This window comes from Pseudomonas sp. MF6396 (genome assembly GCF_002018915.1).
Classification (GTDB): Bacteria; Pseudomonadota; Gammaproteobacteria; order Pseudomonadales; family Pseudomonadaceae; genus Aquipseudomonas; species Aquipseudomonas palmensis.
This window is the reverse complement of record NZ_MVOK01000002.1, coordinates 256,847-273,634: the sequence shown is the minus strand read 5'-3', so window position 1 is coordinate 273,634 and position 16,788 is coordinate 256,847. Positions and strand designations below refer to the sequence as shown.

Annotated in this window: 27 protein-coding genes and 1 tRNA gene; 14 read left to right on the top strand and 14 right to left on the bottom strand. The window is 59.3% G+C overall.

The window, feature by feature from the left end; translation table 11 throughout:
• Positions 1–36 precede the first annotated feature (36 nt).
• A complete protein-coding gene (locus tag MF6396_RS02965) occupies positions 37–399 on the top strand; it encodes a hypothetical protein (RefSeq protein ID WP_078479662.1) in 363 nt (120 codons plus the stop codon).
• Positions 400–410: 11 nt separating this feature from the next.
• On the opposite strand, the gene MF6396_RS02960 is transcribed toward MF6396_RS02965, so the two are convergent.
• Positions 411–731 carry a hypothetical protein gene (locus MF6396_RS02960; RefSeq protein WP_078479661.1) on the bottom strand — a complete coding sequence of 107 codons (321 nt, stop codon included), beginning with the start codon at positions 729–731 and terminating at the stop codon, positions 411–413.
• A gap of 112 nt (positions 732–843) precedes the next feature.
• Here MF6396_RS02960 and MF6396_RS02955 point away from each other — a divergent pair, with 112 nt between their 5' ends.
• Positions 844–1,473 carry a hypothetical protein gene (locus MF6396_RS02955; protein WP_058540502.1) on the top strand — a complete coding sequence of 210 codons (630 nt, stop codon included), beginning with the start codon at positions 844–846 and terminating at the stop codon, positions 1,471–1,473.
• A gap of 79 nt (positions 1,474–1,552) precedes the next feature.
• On the opposite strand, the gene MF6396_RS28365 is transcribed toward MF6396_RS02955, so the two are convergent.
• Positions 1,553–1,828 carry a hypothetical protein gene (locus tag MF6396_RS28365; protein WP_153046058.1) on the bottom strand — a complete coding sequence of 92 codons (276 nt, stop codon included), beginning with the start codon at positions 1,826–1,828 and terminating at the stop codon, positions 1,553–1,555.
• Positions 1,829–1,881: 53 nt separating this feature from the next.
• Here MF6396_RS28365 and MF6396_RS02945 point away from each other — a divergent pair, with 53 nt between their 5' ends.
• The 3 genes from MF6396_RS02945 (at position 1,882) to MF6396_RS02935 (ending at position 3,376) form a co-directional block, all read left to right on the top strand.
• Positions 1,882–2,397 (top strand): hypothetical protein, encoded by a 516-nt coding sequence (locus MF6396_RS02945; protein WP_153046057.1) that lies wholly within the window; start codon positions 1,882–1,884, stop codon positions 2,395–2,397.
• A gap of 169 nt (positions 2,398–2,566) precedes the next feature.
• Positions 2,567–2,992 (top strand): hypothetical protein, encoded by a 426-nt coding sequence (locus MF6396_RS02940; RefSeq protein ID WP_078479658.1) that lies wholly within the window; start codon positions 2,567–2,569, stop codon positions 2,990–2,992.
• Between the two features lie 90 nt (positions 2,993–3,082).
• Positions 3,083–3,376, top strand: coding sequence for a hypothetical protein (locus tag MF6396_RS02935; protein ID WP_078479657.1), 294 nt, complete (start codon positions 3,083–3,085; stop codon positions 3,374–3,376).
• A 3-nt stretch (positions 3,377–3,379) separates the two neighbouring features.
• Here the strand turns inward: MF6396_RS02935 and MF6396_RS28955 are convergent, their stop codons facing one another.
• On the bottom strand, positions 3,380–3,676 hold the full coding sequence (locus MF6396_RS28955) for a hypothetical protein (protein WP_078479656.1): 297 nt from the start codon (positions 3,674–3,676) through the stop codon (positions 3,380–3,382).
• A gap of 183 nt (positions 3,677–3,859) precedes the next feature.
• Here MF6396_RS28955 and MF6396_RS02925 point away from each other — a divergent pair, with 183 nt between their 5' ends.
• The 7 genes from MF6396_RS02925 to MF6396_RS02900 are packed head-to-tail and all read left to right on the top strand — an operon-like array spanning position 3,860 to position 7,202.
• Positions 3,860–4,186 (top strand): hypothetical protein, encoded by a 327-nt coding sequence (locus MF6396_RS02925; protein WP_078479655.1) that lies wholly within the window; start codon positions 3,860–3,862, stop codon positions 4,184–4,186.
• Entirely contained in the window at positions 4,183–4,569 is a 387-nt protein-coding gene (locus MF6396_RS02920; protein ID WP_078479654.1) for a phage protein NinX family protein, read from the top strand. Before MF6396_RS02925 ends, MF6396_RS02920 begins: the two co-directional genes overlap by 4 nt.
• Positions 4,566–4,883, top strand: coding sequence for a hypothetical protein (locus MF6396_RS02915; RefSeq protein WP_078479653.1), 318 nt, complete (start codon positions 4,566–4,568; stop codon positions 4,881–4,883). The genes MF6396_RS02920 and MF6396_RS02915 overlap by 4 nt, the downstream gene beginning before the upstream one ends.
• Positions 4,884–4,926: 43 nt before the next feature.
• Positions 4,927–5,334, top strand: a complete 408-nt coding sequence (locus MF6396_RS02910; RefSeq protein WP_078479652.1) for a hypothetical protein — start codon at positions 4,927–4,929, stop codon at positions 5,332–5,334.
• A 56-nt stretch (positions 5,335–5,390) separates the two neighbouring features.
• Positions 5,391–5,714 (top strand): hypothetical protein, encoded by a 324-nt coding sequence (locus MF6396_RS02905; protein WP_078479651.1) that lies wholly within the window; start codon positions 5,391–5,393, stop codon positions 5,712–5,714.
• Between the two features lie 37 nt (positions 5,715–5,751).
• Positions 5,752–6,153, top strand: coding sequence for a hypothetical protein (locus MF6396_RS28950; RefSeq protein ID WP_229589440.1), 402 nt, complete (start codon positions 5,752–5,754; stop codon positions 6,151–6,153).
• Entirely contained in the window at positions 6,039–7,202 is a 1,164-nt protein-coding gene (locus MF6396_RS02900; protein ID WP_229589452.1) for a tyrosine-type recombinase/integrase, read from the top strand. Before MF6396_RS28950 ends, MF6396_RS02900 begins: the two co-directional genes overlap by 115 nt.
• A 69-nt stretch (positions 7,203–7,271) precedes the next feature.
• On the opposite strand, the gene MF6396_RS02895 is transcribed toward MF6396_RS02900, so the two are convergent.
• The 9 genes from MF6396_RS02895 to thrS form a co-directional block, all read right to left on the bottom strand.
• Positions 7,272–7,348, bottom strand: a tRNA-Pro gene (locus MF6396_RS02895).
• A gap of 106 nt (positions 7,349–7,454) precedes the next feature.
• Positions 7,455–7,811: a MerR family transcriptional regulator gene (locus tag MF6396_RS02890; protein WP_043860798.1), complete on the bottom strand. Its 357-nt coding sequence runs from the start codon at positions 7,809–7,811 to the stop codon at positions 7,455–7,457.
• Entirely contained in the window at positions 7,792–8,094 is a 303-nt protein-coding gene (ihfA, locus tag MF6396_RS02885; protein WP_002553164.1) for an integration host factor subunit alpha, read from the bottom strand. The genes MF6396_RS02890 and ihfA overlap by 20 nt, the downstream gene beginning before the upstream one ends.
• A gap of 3 nt (positions 8,095–8,097) precedes the next feature.
• Positions 8,098–10,473, bottom strand: coding sequence for a phenylalanine--tRNA ligase subunit beta (pheT, locus tag MF6396_RS02880; protein WP_078479649.1), 2,376 nt, complete (start codon positions 10,471–10,473; stop codon positions 8,098–8,100).
• Between the two features lie 35 nt (positions 10,474–10,508).
• Positions 10,509–11,525 carry a phenylalanine--tRNA ligase subunit alpha gene (gene pheS / locus MF6396_RS02875; RefSeq protein ID WP_054915262.1) on the bottom strand — a complete coding sequence of 339 codons (1,017 nt, stop codon included), beginning with the start codon at positions 11,523–11,525 and terminating at the stop codon, positions 10,509–10,511.
• A gap of 107 nt (positions 11,526–11,632) precedes the next feature.
• A complete protein-coding gene (gene rplT / locus MF6396_RS02870) occupies positions 11,633–11,989 on the bottom strand; it encodes a 50S ribosomal protein L20 (protein ID WP_043860801.1) in 357 nt (118 codons plus the stop codon).
• A 29-nt stretch (positions 11,990–12,018) separates the two neighbouring features.
• Positions 12,019–12,213, bottom strand: a complete 195-nt coding sequence (gene rpmI / locus MF6396_RS02865; protein WP_027620572.1) for a 50S ribosomal protein L35 — start codon at positions 12,211–12,213, stop codon at positions 12,019–12,021.
• Between the two features lie 60 nt (positions 12,214–12,273).
• Positions 12,274–12,825: a translation initiation factor IF-3 gene (gene infC / locus MF6396_RS02860; protein ID WP_173925091.1), complete on the bottom strand. Its 552-nt coding sequence runs from the start codon at positions 12,823–12,825 to the stop codon at positions 12,274–12,276.
• On the bottom strand, positions 12,825–14,747 hold the full coding sequence (gene thrS / locus MF6396_RS02855) for a threonine--tRNA ligase (protein WP_043860803.1): 1,923 nt from the start codon (positions 14,745–14,747) through the stop codon (positions 12,825–12,827). The genes infC and thrS overlap by 1 nt, the downstream gene beginning before the upstream one ends.
• Positions 14,748–15,117: 370 nt before the next feature.
• Between thrS and MF6396_RS02850 the strand changes: the two genes are divergently transcribed.
• Positions 15,118–15,414: a hypothetical protein gene (locus tag MF6396_RS02850; protein WP_043860804.1), complete on the top strand. Its 297-nt coding sequence runs from the start codon at positions 15,118–15,120 to the stop codon at positions 15,412–15,414.
• 163 nt (positions 15,415–15,577) lie between these two features.
• Complete coding sequence (locus MF6396_RS02845) at positions 15,578–15,790, top strand: cold-shock protein (protein WP_003179963.1); 213 nt, start codon at positions 15,578–15,580, stop codon at positions 15,788–15,790.
• Between the two features lie 81 nt (positions 15,791–15,871).
• Here the strand turns inward: MF6396_RS02845 and MF6396_RS02840 are convergent, their stop codons facing one another.
• Both MF6396_RS02840 and MF6396_RS02835 read right to left on the bottom strand, forming a co-directional pair.
• Positions 15,872–16,192, bottom strand: a complete 321-nt coding sequence (locus tag MF6396_RS02840) for an I78 family peptidase inhibitor (RefSeq protein ID WP_043860805.1) — start codon at positions 16,190–16,192, stop codon at positions 15,872–15,874.
• A 140-nt stretch (positions 16,193–16,332) separates the two neighbouring features.
• Positions 16,333–16,635, bottom strand: a complete 303-nt coding sequence (locus tag MF6396_RS02835; RefSeq protein WP_078479648.1) for a hypothetical protein — start codon at positions 16,633–16,635, stop codon at positions 16,333–16,335.
• Between the last annotated feature and the right edge of the window lie 153 nt (positions 16,636–16,788).

Genomic DNA, 16,788 nt, shown 5'->3' with positions numbered 1-16,788 from the left:
TTCACTTGCCGCCCAGCGGTTTAAAGGGGGTGCCGTATGGCGATGACGCCGCAAGAGCGCGACGAGAAGCGCAGAAAGAAAGAGACGAAGGCCGGCATTGAAGACCTGAGGATGAAGGCCGGCCAAGGCACCCGCCAGGCCCTGGCCGAAATCATGGAATGGGCCAAGGTCGAGGAAAACGGCGAGGCCATGACCCTGATGATCCACCGGATCCATGAATTAGGGCCTGAAGCGGCCCGCCACTTCCTGAGTGCGCCGCGCCACGAAATCACGCTTTCGAGTTCTGTGGTGCGCAAACTCGACCAGTTCAGGCTGAGCCGCGAGCTGCGCGCTCCCGGCCTTGAGCTCGGCGACGACCCGGACGATACCGGTCTGATCCTGCTCGCAGAACGCGCCTGACTGATTCCGAATCAGAGCCCAAGTTCTGAGTAATGGGTGTCAATTACAGTCTGCGCTCGGCTCATAGCAGTTGTGGCGTAGCGGTAGAAAATCTGTAGTTCGTCATAACCAAGACCATTCAGCTCATAGTCTTGAAGCTGCCTGCATCGAAGCAGGGCAGTCTCAATAAGCCCGTAGTCCAAAATCTCGTTCGCAACTTCCTGACCTTCTGCGGCTCTGATTGCTTGAGCGATATTGCCCACCTCTACCAGTTTTGCCTGAGCGGCCTCGCTCCCGCCAATTTCAAGGTGACGGATCTTTTCCCACACAGAATCGATAACCGGATTTCTCACACCAACTCCTTTTGTCCGGCCCCATGCCGGTCACCCGTAATACCCCATCCCAACCCAAATTGCCACCATGCCGCATCCGGCCACGGAGGGCGGCGCATGCATGGAGAAAGCCATGAGCCAGTTCTATCTTCAAGACAGCCGACCGCACGCCTACGTCGGCGACGGCCTGTCGTTCTGGGGAGTCGGCGGATCAGGGTATGTCACGGACCTGGACAGGGCTCAGCTGTTTACCCAGGACGGCGCCCTCGATCACCGCGACACCGACATCCCATGGCCGAAGGACTACGTCGATGCACGAACCCGCCTGGGCGTCGACCACCAGTGCATCAGCCTGGAGGATGCCTTCGAGCAATACCCGAACTCAGCCGAGTTCTACCTGCAGAGGCCGAAGGTCTGGAACGGCAACAACCTGATCTGGCTGGGAGAGATGGTGAACTTCTCCAGCGACCTGAAGCTTGCCATCAAGGTGCCTGCGGCTGACGTAGCGACGGTTTCCAGGCGCCTAGGCCACCACGGTGCCGTGGCCTGGCCCTGCGCCTACATCGACGCGCACAGCCGCCGCCTGGTCGAGCGCGACGACGTCGATATCAAGGAGGCACTGCGCGGAACCGGCATCGTACTGCCCCAGCAGAGGAAGCCCCGAATGATGATGTTCAACTGCCACGGCTGCGGCCGCTTCATCAGCGACCGCCAGCGCTTCGAGAACAACTGCCGCAACTGCGGAGCGGACAACAGGCCATAGCCGGCTGACCCCGCGCTGCCCGCCAGCGCCTTCCCCTATTCAACGATAACTCCTGCAAGGATCTTGCACGATCTAGGCCTCACTCAAGAATGCCCGGATTCTTCCTCCACTCTCGATTAGGCATGTCATCTAGGGCCTGCTCACACCGGCGCCAATAATCAACAATGGCGTGCTTCGCCTGATCTACAGAGCCATAAGCGCTAGCAGGCAGATCAACACCTTCGACCGAATGATCAACTTCCACGAAGAATCTGTGATGGCCTACCACCTGTACTACTCGACCGGCAGTACGACTAGTCCCATTCGCGAAGTTTCCAGCCCGCAATTCGGCAACGATCTCGATTACTTCAATCACTTCTAACCCTCCATTGGTAAGCAGTGCAATTTAGCATGCTGCGAGGTATCCCCATGCCCACAGAAAACCGATCCAGCAACACCGAACAGATGGTCAGCGTGCCGCGCAGCCTCCTTGAGGAAGCGTGCAACGGACTTCGAATCACCCAAGATCGAGCGCGGAAGGAACTGCGCGCCCTTCTCGCCCAGCCAGCCGCCCAGCACCAGGGCGAGCCGGTGGCGCTGCCTGCGCGCAAAGACCCAACTCAGCACTGGGCTGAACCTGGTGGGGTCCACAAGGCAGAAGGCTGGAACGCCTACCACGACGAACTCGCCAGGCTGGGGCCGCTCTACACCAACCCCGACGCTGGCGAGCTGGAGCGCCTGCGCGCTGATGTTGAAACGATGCGGCGCAAGAACAACGAGTACTGGCACGAAAGCGAGGCTCTGCGCGCCCAGCTGGCCGGGCATGATGCGCTGCTAAATCGTTGGCTGGACGTTCCGCGACATCTCGGCAATGAGATGGCAAAGCTGGCAAACGACACTGAGGCCGCCCTATCCGCCAGCGCAGAGCCGAAGGTGAAGCTGTGAAGGTCCGTGAGCTGATAAAGCGCCTACGCAAGGAAGACCCTGACGCTACCGTATTGGTCCAGAGCCACGATCAAGGCGAAGACGAAACGGATGGCGGCATTTGCGCTGTCGAGGCAAGCGATAGCGTCGTGCTCCAAGAACGCTGTAACGGCCCTGTGGTGGTGATTCGATGAACGACAAATCAAGCGGTACTGACGCGGTTATCGCCCTGCGTGCCCAGTTTTCCGAGCACCTGGCGGCCCTGGATGCCCTGACCGAAATTGCAACCGGGTATAAGCGCGACCTGGACGAGGCGCATGCGCTGCTGCGTGGAATCCACGACGGTGAAATTTCCGGCTTTGAGCGGTACTCAAAAATCGAAGCACTCCTATCCGCCAGCGCAGAGCCTATCGCGCAACAACGCACTACTGGCAGCGATTACTTCGAGACTGCTTTCAGCCAGGAGCCGAGCGCGCCGGTTGAGATCGATGAGCGGGCGAAAGTACAAGAAGCGTTGTTTTGGCTGGACGACTTTGTGGCTCGATGTAATGGTGATGACCGTGGTTCCTGTTCTGCAATCGAGACCCTGCGCGCCGCCCTGGAGCGCAAGCCATAGCAGGAGAACATTTGTACTCCACCCGACGAACCGCCATCGACGGCTGAGCAATGCAGGAACAAAATACTGTTTATTTGAACAGTACTCTCTATGCACTTCCTCATCGTTCCAATGCGCGTGCGCGGCGTGCCGCGTAGCCAGAAGGAGATCCGCGCATTCAATCCGATCCGCGGCGACGTGCACCTGCGCCTGGATGAGTTCGCGCCGCTGGGTCGGGCTTCGAACTCGGCGTCGATCCTCAAAGTTCACCCGGGCGAGCCTGATTTGCCACCCTTGTATGAAGCAGTCATGACTGGTATGTCCACTCTGGGCGCGACGTTCACAGGAATCGAGATCATCGAAGGCGTTGCTTACGCCCAGAGTTGGTGGGTTCGCATCCCTTGAGATTTAGGCCTGCTTCGCAACTGCCCGAGCTGGTTCCTGCTCAACTGCAATGCGGCGAGCTCTACCTACGCCCCATGCCAAGGCGCGTGTCATTGATTCTTGCGGGCGTGAATCGTAAGCCTCTTCGAGAATGGCCACACCACATGCCGCATACACACCGATAAACATTTGTGTGGTGCCCGTCCTCGACAGCCTCACTTGAACGTCGATGGTTGTACCGTCGTCGAGCATTTCGTCGTGAGTTCTGGTGTGCAATCGAGGATCCGCCCACGCCCAGTAACACTCCCCACGATGTCTCATTTCGGACTCCTTTTTCCGGTGGTTAGCACTTGATCGTATTCAAAATGGCGAGTCTGGCCAGCCTATTAGGAATCTCTTTTTCGTATTTCAGACGACCGGACAAGTAACTTCTACATAACCTGTACACCTACAAATAAACGTACAACTTAAATCATTTGCTGCGGCCTGCGGCAGGAGAGAGTCATGCCTGAAGAAATCAAACTGATCCAGCCGGCGCCGGTCGTGCGCGACGAATACGGAATGTTCCAGCACCCGGACCTACCCGACTTCGACGAGGGTGATGGCGACAAGTGCAAGGCCTGGATTGCTGAGCAGGGCCTGGAGGTCTGCAAGGTCAGCCTGGAATACGCCGACGAGGCCATTGCTGACCGGTATTTCGAAAGCCACGACCCGGACTGCAGCTACTGGGAACCCTACCGGCCCGATGGCGATGGCTGGTTCTGCCTGGCCATCCACGACACCGACGACGGTCCGGTGTGCTGGTGGGGTCGTAGAGTGGTGACGCCATGACCGACCTGATCGAACTGAAGACGGCCGACCTGGTGGGCGAGCAACTGGCCTGGGCGGTCGCCAAGGCCGAGGGGCTGGATGTGCATGTGGCCAAGCCGCACTACGGCGCGCCGGCCAGGGTGTTCGTCCAGTACCGCGGCGAAGCAACCGAACGCTGCGAGCGGTACAACCCGCAAGAGAACTGGGTGCTTGGAGGGCCGCTGAAGACAAAGCATCAGATCGGCGATGGCCCAGTGCGGGGCGGATGGACGGCCTACCCCAGCAGGCCGAATGAGCCCACCGACTGGCTGATGGGCCCGAGCCCGCTTGTAGCGATCTGCAGAGCCGTCATAACCAAAATCACCGGCTGGACAGTCCAGGTGCCGAAGGAGCTGATGCCATGACGGAACAAAGCACCAAGGAATTCTACTCTGTCGATCAAGCCTCTCAGCATGCTGCTGAATGGTGCAAGCGCAATCCCGCATGGCGCAGGATCTCCGTGTTCGAAAAAACCTACGATGAGATCCCAAAGCGCGAGCGCGCCTACTGGGAAAAGAACGGCGGCGAAGAATGCTGGCGTGAATTCGGCGCCGGGGGAACCAAGGTGCCTACCGGATTCATCTCTGGAAAGGGCGAGTTCTTCGACCACGTCCTCAAAGTTCCGCTCCATCACAACATGATGATGGTTTACCGCGTGGGCAAGAGGTGGAAGCCATGATCGCCCTCGCCTATATGGCCTACCTGATCTACAGGGGGCCGCGATGAGCCGCGAAGTGACAGAGCTGGACTTCAGGAAGCCGGAATTCCGCGACGCAAAGGTTGAGGATTACGAGTTCCGCGAAGACGGCGCGCTGGTCAGAAAAGACCGGTGGCAAACCGGCATGTGGCGAGTTGCATCGCTTGTCGGCCAGTCGCGTGGCGGGTTCGAGATTGACACCGTTATCGAGAAGGTCCGCAAGCTCGCAGGAAATTGGTGCCCGCCAGATCCAGAGGAAGACCCTGGCCTCGAGCGGATCGATATCAGGCTTTCCTGCGGCACCATCCTGGCCAGCTGCGAGCGCACCGGCCCATTCGCCTACCGCTGGCCTTTCGGGAACATAACCTTCACCAGCAAAGACTTCGGCGCCGACATCGTCGAGTGGCAAGAGTCAGCCGCGCCGAAAGCCTAACCCCTCCCCCTACTACTCAAGCCCGCCGACATGCGCGGGCATGGAGAGCTATTGCCATGACGAAAGAAGAACTAGCCGGCCTGCCAGAGAAGGTGCGTGTGGCCACCGAGGCCGGCACCGCTGCCGCCAACGAATGCCAAGACGACGGCGGCAGCGCCAACCTGGACCGGGTAGTCATCCCCCTGCGCGGTCTGCGCTCCAGCCAGATCAAAGGCCTGCCTGGCGAGGTTTACCCGGCAAGCACTTATCACCCGCGAGGCCTGCACCTGTCGGCACCGTTTTCAGGTATCGGCAACCGTCGGTATGCCGGTGTGCAGGCCATGTACCGGTCGCTCAAGGACCAGGGCGTCGATTGCTACGTCTACTACCAACTGGACTGACCACCAACCTGCCGCCGCCGGCGGCGTGGAGACACGCATGGCGAATGCCACAGCAGCAAAGCCCTCAAGCATTCAGCCGCGGTTCATCCGGTTCGGCGATGCGCCTGGGTATCTCGGCATGTGCCGGGATGAGTTCAACAAGACGGTCAGGCCGAACGTTCGGGAATTCCCCATCGGAAAACAGGGCGTGGCCTTTGACCGCCAGGAGCTTGATGAGTGGGCCGACGCCTACATCGAGGCCAAGGCGATTGAAAAAGCCACCGGACAGGACAACAATCGGCCCCGCAGCGAGCGCCGAGGAGATGATACATGGCGCGAAAAACGATCACCGGCCTCTACGAGAAGGGCGGTGTCTGGCAAATCGACAAAGTCTATAGAGGGGAGCGAATTCGAGAGAGTACTGGCACTGGTGACCGGGAAGAGGCAGAGCAGTACCTGATCCACAAGCTCGAGCAGCTACGTCAAAGGAAGGTGTATGGCGTTCGGCAAGTGCACACCTGGGAGGAGGCGGCAATGCGCTACCTCCTTGAGGTCAAGGATCAGCCCTCCATTCACCTGACTGCCCTGTGCATGAAGCAGCTTCACCCTTACCTGGGCCACCTGCCGCTGACGCACATCGATGACCAGGCGCTGGAGCCGTTTATCAGGGATCGGCAGACAGAAAAGGTTCTGCCGGATGGGACCATTGAAAAGGCCGTGAGCAACCGGACGATCAACATCGCCATCGAGCGCGCGGTCCGGGTTTTGACGTTATGCGCCAGGAAGTGGCGAGACGATGATCGCCGGCCATGGCTGGACAGTGTGCCCATGCTGAGGAAGCTCGAAGAGAAGAAGTCGAGCCGCAAGCCCTACCCAATGTCATGGGAAGAGCAGTCGATCCTCTTCAACGAGCTGCCTGGTCACCTGCAGACGATGGCCTTGTTCAAGGTGAACACAGGCTGCCGGGAGCAGGAAGTTTGCAAGCTGAGATGGGATTGGGAGATATCGGTGCCGGAACTGGGAACCAGTGTATTTCTGATCCCCGCTGACTTCGGCGGGAGACACGCCCGGTCGGGCGTAAAGAATGGCGACGAGCGCCTGGTGGTGTTGAACACCGTGGCCAAGTCGATCATTGAAAGGCAGCGCGGGATCAGCAAGGAATGGGTATTCCCATACAACGGCACCGCGATGCACCGAATGAACGACTCGGCCTGGAAGAAGGCGCGGGTGAGAGCGGCGAAACTCTGGCAGGAGGAAAACCTTCGCCCCGCTCACCCTGGATATGCCTCTATCAGGATTCACGACTTGAAGCACACATTCGGTCGCCGGCTGCGGGCAGCAGGCGTTACTGAAGAGGACCGGAAGTCACTGCTCGGGCACAAGAACGGCAGCATCACCAGTCACTATTCCGGCGCTGAGCTGGGCAAGCTGATTGAGGCTGCAAACATGGTATCAACAACCGACTCGCGCGGGCCGGTGTTGACGATCTTGAAGAGGAAAATCGGATGATGTCCCGAAAAAGTCCCCACACGCAGAAATGAAAAAGCCACCCGAAGGTGGCTAAGTCATTGAAATATATGGTCGGGACGGAGTGATTCGAACACTCGACCCCTTGCACCCCATGCAAGTGCGCTACCGGGCTGCGCTACGCCCCGACTGGGCTTGAAGCATGTTCCCCTTGTTGCTGAGAACGATGAAGAATTTACCTTAACCTTTTGAATTATGGAAGCTTTTTTTCCAAAATTCCTGAAACGGCCTCGGTCACTTCTTCAACACCACCAGCACATCCTCCAATTCGACAATCATCTGCCGAATCATCTGTTTGTACTGGGTCGTGTCATCCTTGGCTTCATCCCCCGACAGGCGCAACCGCGCACCGCCGATGGTGAAGCCCTGGTCGTACAACAGCGCCCGGATCTGCCGGATCATCAGCACGTCCTGGCGCTGATAATACCGTCGGTTACCGCGGCGCTTCACCGGGTTAAGCTGGGGAAACTCCTGCTCCCAGTAACGGAGCACGTGCGGTTTTACCGCACAAAGCTCGCTCACTTCACCAATGGTGAAGTAGCGTTTGCCTGGAATCGGCGGAAGCTCGTCGTTATGACTTGGTTCCAGCATAGGCCTCAACTCGGGCTTTCAACTTCTGCCCTGGACGAAAGGTGACGACTCGACGCGCCGTGATCGGGATCTCTTCACCCGTTTTCGGGTTGCGGCCCGGCCGCTGGCGCTTGTCACGCAAGTCAAAGTTGCCGAAACCCGACAATTTGACCTGCTCGTTGTCTTCAAGAGCGTGCCTGATCTCTTCAAAAAACAGCTCGACCAATTCCTTGGCCTCGCGCTTGTTCAGGCCCAGCTCCTCGTACAGCCGTTCGGCCATCTCAGCTTTCGTCAGAGCACCCATACGCTATTTCCTTAACGTGGTGTTCAACCTTTGTTCAAGCGAGGTGAGAATGTTTTGCGTGGTGGCGTTCACCTCATCGTCGTTAAGAGTGCGCGATGGATGCTGCCAGGTCAAGCCGACGGCCAGGCTTTTTCTATCAGGATCAATACCTTTACCCTGATACACATCAAACAGCCTGAGGTCGGTGAGCCACTCGCCTGCGTTTTCACGGATTACATCCAGCACCGCGCTGGCCGCCACATCACGCCCTGCGATCAACGCCAGGTCACGGCGTACTTCGGGGAAGCGCGACAGTTCGTGGAACTTCGGCAGGCGCCCTTCCACTACATCCGCCAGCACCAGCTCGAACACATACACGGTGCGATCCAGGCCCAGGGTCTTGACCAGCTCGGGGTGCAAGGCGCCCAGGTAGCCGACTTCGACGCCGTCACGCTCGATGCGCGCGGTCTGGCCTGGGTGCAGCGCCGGGTGTTTGCCGGGCACGAAGGTGAAGTCGTCGAGCGAACCGGAGAAGCCCAGTACCGCTTCAACGTCGGCCTTCACATCGAAGAAGTCGATGGTGTCGCGGCCGTTGGCCCAGCCTTCCGGCAGGCGGCTCCCGCAGACCACACCAGCCAGCATCGGCTGTTGCTTGAGGTCGCCCAGCTGGCCGACGAAGCGCTGGCCGCTCTCGAACAGGCGCACGCGGTCTTGCTGGCGGTTGAGGTTGTGCTGCAGTGCCTTGACCAGGCCCGGCCACAGGCTGACACGCATGGCCGCCATGTCGCTGGAAATCGGGTTGGCCAGCAGCAGCGGCTCTACGCCAGGGTTGAACAGCTCGAACTGCTTGGGGTCGATGAAGCTGTAGGTGATCGCTTCCTGGTAGCCACGGGCAACCAGCAGGCGACGCAGCGCAGGCAGTTCGCCACGCACTTCAGACCTGGCCTGCGGGGCCAGGCGCGCTTGCGGGTAACGGACCGGCAGGCGGTTGTAGCCGTACAGACGGGCCAGCTCTTCGATCAGGTCCACTTCCAGGCTGATGTCGAAGCGATGGCTGGGTACTTCGACCTGCCACTGCCCCGCCTCACCGCTGGTTTTCAGGCCCAGGCCGTTGAGCAGTTGCTCGACTTCGGCGCTGTCCATCTCCATGCCCAGCATCTGGGTGATACGCTCGGCACGCAGGGTGACCGGGGCGATGTTGGGCAAGTGCTCTGGGCTGACGGTCTCGATGATCGGGCCGGCTTCGCCGCCTACGATATCCAGCAGCAGGCCAGTGGCGCGCTCCATGGCTTCGCGGGCCAGTTGCGAGTCGACGCCACGCTCGTAGCGGTGCGAGGCATCGGTGTGCAGGCCGTAGGAACGGGCCTTGCCAGCCACCGAGATCGGCTCGAAGAAGGCGCTTTCAAGGAAGATATCCTTGGTGGTGGCCGCAACGCCGCTGTGCTCGCCACCCATCACGCCGGCAATGGCCAGGGCGCGATCGTGGTCGGCGATGACCAGCGTGTCGGCACGCAGGGCAACTTCCTGGCCATCGAGCAGGACGAGCTTCTCGCCCTCCTCGGCCATGCGCACTCGGATGCCACCGTTGATTTCAGCCAGGTCGAAGGCGTGCAGCGGCTGGCCCAGCTCGATCATCACGTAGTTGGTGATGTCGACGGCAGCATCGATGCTGCGCACGTCACTGCGGCGCAGACGCTCGACCATCCACAGCGGGGTCGGGCGTGACAGGTCGACGTTACGGATAACGCGGCCCAGGTAACGCGGGCACGCGGCCGGCGCCAGCACGTCTACCGGGCGCACGTCGTCGATGCCTGGCGCAATGGCCGGCACGGTCGGGCGGGTGACCGGGGCGCCGTACAGGGCACCGACTTCACGGGCGAGGCCGGCCAGGGACAGGCAGTCGCCGCGGTTCGGGGTCAGGTCGACCTCGATGCTGGCATCGTCCAGGTCCAGATACCCGCGAATGTCCTGGCCAACCGGGGCGTCTGCCGCCAGTTCCAGCAGGCCGTCGTTCTCTTCGCTGATCTGCAGCTCGGCGGCCGAGCACAGCATGCCGTTGGACTCGACGCCACGCAGCTTGGCCTTCTTGATCTTGAAGTCGCCTGGCAGTTCGGCGCCGATCATGGCGAACGGGATCTTCAGGCCAGGGCGCACATTCGGCGCGCCGCACACTACCTGGAAGGTCTCGCTGCCATTGCTGACCTGGCACACGCGCAGCTTGTCGGCGTCGGGGTGCTGCTCGGTGCTCAGCACCTCGCCCACCACGATGCCGCTGAATTGACCGGCGGCCGGGGTTACGCTGTCGACCTCAAGACCGGCCATGGACAGACGTGCCACCAGCTCGTCACGGGATACCTGCGGGTTGACCCAACCGCGCAGCCACTTTTCACTGAATTTCATCCTGCTCTCCTAAAGATTCGTTACGGGTGCGCGACCTAGCGAAATTGCGCAAGGAACCGCAAGTCGTTGTCGAAGAACAGGCGCAAATCGTTGACGCCGTAACGCAGCATGGCCAGGCGCTCGGCCCCCATGCCAAATGCGAAGCCCGAGAACTCTTCGGGGTCGATACCAGACATGCGCAGCACGTTCGGGTGCACCATGCCGCAGCCCATGACTTCGAGCCAACCGGTCTGCTTGCACACACGGCAGCCCTTGCCGCTGCACATCACGCACTGGATATCGACTTCAGCCGAAGGCTCGGTGAAGGGGAAGAACGACGGACGGAAACGTACCGCCAGCTCTTTTTCGAAGAACACGCGCAGGAATTCTTCGATGGTGCCTTTGAGGTCGGCAAAATTGATGTCGCGATCGATCAGCAGGCCTTCGACCTGGTGAAACATCGGCGAGTGGGTAATGTCCGAGTCGTTGCGGTACACGCGACCCGGGCAGACAATGCGAATCGGCGGCTGAGTGGACTCCATGGTCCGCACTTGCACCGGCGAGGTGTGGGTGCGCAGCAGCATGTTGGCATTGAAGTAGAAGGTGTCATGCATTGCCCGGGCCGGGTGGTGGCCGGGAATGTTGAGCGCTTCGAAGTTGTGGTAGTCGTCTTCGACTTCCGGGCCTTCGGCGATGCCGTAGCCGATATGGGTGAAGAACTGCTCGATGCGTTCGAGGGTACGGGTGACAGGGTGCAAACCACCGGAGGTCTGGCCACGGCCAGGCAAGGTGACGTCAATGCACTCGGCAGCCAGGCGAGCGCTGAGCTCGGCTTCTTCATAGGCGGCTTTGCGGGCGTTGAGCACCTCGGTAACGCGTTCCTTGGCTTCGTTGATCAGCGCGCCGACTTTGGGCCGCTCTTCAGCCGGCAGGTTGCCCAGGGTCTTCATCACCTGAGTCAGTTCGCCTTTCTTGCCAAGGAATTGAACCCGGATCTGCTCCAGGGCATTGATGTCTTCAGCGCGCTCCACAGCCTCGAGGGCTTGGGAGACCAACGCATCCAGGTTTTCCATGTACAGACTCCAGATACAAAATAGGGGAAGAGCTTACAGGCTCTTCCCCTATCTATGACGTTTAACATCCGCCGCCGACATCGACGGCGAATGATTGTCGTGGGTACTTAAGCCAGAACGGCTTTAGCCTTTTCGACAATCGCAGCAAACGCCGCTTTTTCGTTCACTGCCAGATCAGCCAGAACTTTGCGGTCGATTTCGATCGACGCTTTTTTCAGGCCAGCGATCAGGCGGCTGTAGGACAGACCGTTGACGCGAGCACCAGCGTTGATACGAGCGATCCACAGAGCGCGGAACTGACGTTTTTTCTGGCGACGGTCGCGGTAGGCGTATTGGCCTGCCTTGATGACCGCTTGCTTGGCAACACGGAATACGCGCGAGCGAGCGCCGTAGTAACCTTTAGCCAGTTTCAGAATTTTCTTGTGACGCTTACGAGCGATGACGCCACGCTTTACACGAGCCATGAGTAATTTCCTCTATCTATAACCAAAAATTAACGAAGGCGCAGCATGCGCTCGACTTTTGCAACGTCCGACGCGTGCAGCAGGCTGCTACCGCGAAGTTGACGCTTACGCTTGGTCGACATTTTGGTCAGGATGTGGCTCTTGAAAGCGTGTTTGTGCTTGATGCCGTTAGCCGTTTTCAAGAAACGCTTGGCTGCACCGCTTTTGGTTTTCATTTTTGGCATGTTCGGATACTCCGCATTCAGTTGATAAACATAACCGCAAGGCCTGCCGTGCCCTGGTGGTTATTTCTTTTTCTTGGGGGCGATGACCATCAAAAGCTGGCGTCCTTCCATCTTAGGATGCTGTTCGACGGTCCCGTATTCGGCAAGATCAGCTTCGATCCGCTTCAACAGTTCCATACCCAGCTCCTGGTGGGCCATCTCACGACCACGGAATCTCAGAGAGATTTTGGTCTTGTCCCCATCAGTAAGGAAACGTACCAGGTTGCGTAGTTTTACCTGGTAATCCCCTTCCTCCGTCCCTGGACGAAACTTGATTTCTTTGATCTGGATGATCTTCTGGTTCTTCTTCGCCGCAGCCTGCTGCTTTTTCTTCTCGAACAGGCTTTTGCCGTAGTCGAGGACTTTGCAGACAGGCGGAACGGCGTCAGCAGAAATTTCTACCAGGTCCAGTTTCGCTTCTTCAGCGATACGAAGCGCTTCTTCAATCGAGACGATGCCCAACTGCTCGCCGTCAGCGCCAATTAACCGAACCTCACGTGCCGAGATATTCTCGTTGATCGGGGCTTTCGGTGCAGCTCGTTTATCTTGTCTCATATCACGCTTAATAGTAATTACTCCGAATCTTGGCGACCACGCCGGGAAACCGCTTGCGCGAGCAGGTCCGCAAATTGGGCGACGGGCATGGAGCCCAGGTCAGCACCTTCGCGGGTACGCACAGCGACAGTTTGCGTTTCGACTTCCCGATCCCCGATAACCAGGAGATAGGGAACCTTGAGCAAGGTATGCTCGCGGATTTTAAAGCCGATTTTCTCATTTCTCAAGTCGGACTTGGCACGGAAGCCGCTTTCGGCCAGAGTTTTTTCCACTTTCTGGGCGAAATCCGCTTGTTTGTCGGTGATATTCATGATCACCGCCTGCGTAGGCGCCAGCCAGGCTGGGAATGCACCTTCGTAGTGCTCGATGAGAATTCCGACGAAACGCTCGAACGAACCGAGGATGGCACGGTGCAGCATCACCGGATGCTTGCGGCCGTTGTCTTCGGAGACGTATTCGGCGCCCAGACGGATCGGCAGGTTGAAGTCGAGCTGCAGGGTACCACACTGCCACACACGACCAAGGCAATCCTTCAGCGAGAATTCGATTTTCGGGCCGTAGAACGCCCCTTCACCCGGCTGCAGGTCGTACGGCAGGCCGGCGCTGTCGAGCGCGGCGGCCAGTGCGCCTTCGGCACGGTCCCACAGGTCGTCGGAACCCACGCGCTTTTCAGGGCGCGTCGAGAGCTTGAGCTCGATGTCCTTGAAGCCGAAGTCCTTGTACACGTCCAGGGTCAGCTTGATGAACGCGGCGGACTCGGACTGCATCTGTTCTTCGGTGCAGAAGATGTGCGCATCGTCCTGCACGAAGCCGCGCACACGCATGATGCCGTGCAGGGCGCCCGAAGGCTCGTTGCGATGGCAAGCGCCGAACTCGGCCAGACGCAGCGGCAGCTCGCGGTAGCTCTTCAGGCCCTGGTTGAACACCTGTACGTGGCACGGGCAGTTCATCGGCTTGATGGCGTAGTCGCGGTTCTCGGACTGGGTGGTGAACATGTTGTCACCGTAGTTGGCCCAGTGCCCGGACTTCTCCCACAGCGTGCGGTCGACCACTTGCGGGGTCTTGATTTCCAGGTAGCCGTTGTCGCGTTGCACCTTGCGCATGTACTGCTCGAGCACCTGGTACAGGGTCCAGCCATTGGGGTGCCAGAACACCATGCCCGGCGCTTCTTCCTGGAGGTGGAACAGGTTCAGGCGCTTGCCGATCTTGCGGTGGTCGCGTTTTTCGGCCTCTTCGATGCGCTGGATGTAGGCGGCCAGCTGCTTCTTGTCAGCCCAGGCCGTGCCGTACACACGTTGCAGTTGCTCGTTCTTGGCGTCGCCGCGCCAGTAGGCACCGGACAGCTTGGTCAGCTTGAACGACTTGAGAAAGCGCGTATTGGGCACGTGCGGGCCGCGGCACATGTCGACGTATTCTTCATGGAAGTACAGGCCCATGGCCTGTTCGTTCGGCATGTCTTCGACCAGGCGCAGCTTGTAGTCTTCGCCACGGGCCTTGAACAGCTCGATCACCTCGGCGCGCGGGGTGACCTTCTTGATGACGTCGTAGTCCTTCTCGATCAGCTGCTGCATGCGCTGCTCGATCGCCGCCAGGTCTTCCGGGGTGAAGGGACGCTCATACGCGATGTCGTAGTAGAAGCCCTCGTCGATGACCGGGCCGATCACCATCTTGGCGGTCGGGTACAGCTGCTTGACGGCATGACCGACCAGGTGAGCGCAGGAGTGACGGATGATCTCCAGCCCCTCTTCGTCCTTGGGCGTGATGATTTGCAGGCTGGCGTCCTGCTCGATCAGGTCGCACGCGTCGACCAGCTTGCCGTCGACCTTGCCGGCCACGGTGGCCTTGGCCAGGCCTGCACCAATGGATGCGGCGACCTCGGCTACGGTTACGGCCTTGTCGAACGAACGTTGACTGCCATCGGGAAGAGTAATAGTGGGCATGGCGCCTCCTCTCCTAGTGGTGACCCCTACCAAAGGTCACGTGGGTTGGGATGAGCCAGTACGCGATTCGACCCTGTCTTTGCAATGCAAAGCCTGCCTCACAGTGGCAGAAGCCCAAGGGCCTGCCAGGGTACGAACCAGAGTGACTGGATACATATATATAGAAAGATTTGAGCGGCAAGACGAATCGGCCAAATCCTGAGCCAGGCATGCTAGCACAAAGCTTTCGGCGCGTAGGGCCATGGGCCGGGGATATGCAGAAATATTCTGAAATTAGACCGATGCGGTGAACTTGAGCGGTTTTTTTCCGCTCAGAGATTAGGAAGCGACCTACTCTAGATACACCCGACCTAATAAAGGAGTGACCGGTATGCGACTTCATTCTCTTCTGGCCTTGGCGGCCACTGGTGCCCTGCTGCTGCCGCTTGGCGCCAACGCAGGCACTGTTCCACCAGGCTACCTGACGTCCTGCGTGGCCACCGCCTCTGCCCAGCCGGGCATGACGAAACAATCCGCCGAAAAGCACTGCAGCTGCAGCGTGAATGTGATCGAAAAAAACTTTTCGGACGCAGAGATCAAAGAGCTCAACAGCACTGACGGCGTAGACCAGAAGCTCATAGACAAGGCAACCCAGCTGGTTACGAAGGCCTGCAAGCCCCAGAAATAAGGGCGCAGGCCATACAAAACTCAGTTAATTTGCGCCAGATCAGCATTCGGCACACGTAAAAGTCACCACAAGCGCAAAATTAGACTATGATGCCTCTGTGCACCTTGTTGGCCTCGGCGACACCGCACTACTGAAAAACATCATGTTTCCTGGAGATACACCCATGTCCAATCGCCAAACCGGCACCGTCAAATGGTTCAACGATGAAAAAGGCTTCGGCTTCATCACTCCACAAGGTGGCGGCGACGACCTGTTCGTACACTTCAAGGCCATCGAGTCTGACGGCTTCAAGAGCCTGAAAGAAGGCCAGACCGTCTCCTTCGTTGCCGAAAAAGGCCAGAAGGGCATGCAGGCTGCACAAGTTCGTCCAGAGTAAGTTCTGACGAATTAAAAAAACCCGTCCTTGGACGGGTTTTTTTGTGCCTGCCGTTTATGCAACGGCAGGCCCGGGGCGGAATCAGCCGCAGTTGACCCGGGTGACCACGCCCTTGTCGTCGGCGTTGAGGTTCAAGCGCTCGGAACGGTACTCCAGGGTGATCATGTCGGTCGGCTTGAGCACGCGGGCGATCTGCGCCCCGCTCGCCTTGCGCGCCTGCTCCAGCAGCTCGGGGGTTGCCGGCTTGCCGACGGTGAATGCGGCGTTGCTGGCATCGCAGCGACCATCGAGGTTCGGTGCTGCCGCTACCTCTGGCGCCTTGGACGATGAGCCATCGGTACTGCAACCTGCCAGAACCACGGCTGCCAACAGGCTCGCCAATGTTGCACGCGTGCGGAACATGAATCCTCCTTTCAAATACTGGAATGCTGTCTGATACGACAGTTTTAAGCACTTTTGGTTGCAAAAACGTCCCAGTCTGCCTGAGACGTGCTCGTCAGGGAAACCTCAATCGTGACCGGATTTTGCCTGAGCGCAGCGGTTCAGTAGATATCGATGTAGTCGCTGGCGGGCTTGGGCCAGTTGCTGGCCAGCACGTTGTACACCTGCATGACCCAGCGTTCGTCGTCGGCGGCAACAGGGCCCACGCAGCCCGAGCCGGCGGCCCAGGTCTCGAGGCGAAACAGCAGGCCATCGAGCTCGCGCCCGCCGGTAATCTGCGACAGGTAGGCAATGCCGCCGCGGGTGACGCGCAACTGGTTGTGGATTCGGTCGTTGCCTTCGGCCAGCAGCTGGCGCACCTGCTGGGGGATGAGCTGCTCGGGGGTGTTCAAGTCGATCTGCACGGGGTGTCCTCGGGCGTGCGCGGTGGCTGTGGGGTGCAGGGTACATCAGGCGGACTCTGTACGCCCTCTTCGCTGGCAAGCCAGCTCCACGGCTACCGCGCCGACCCAAGTGCCAACGAAGAATCGGTACAGACGTCACGAATAGGCGAACCC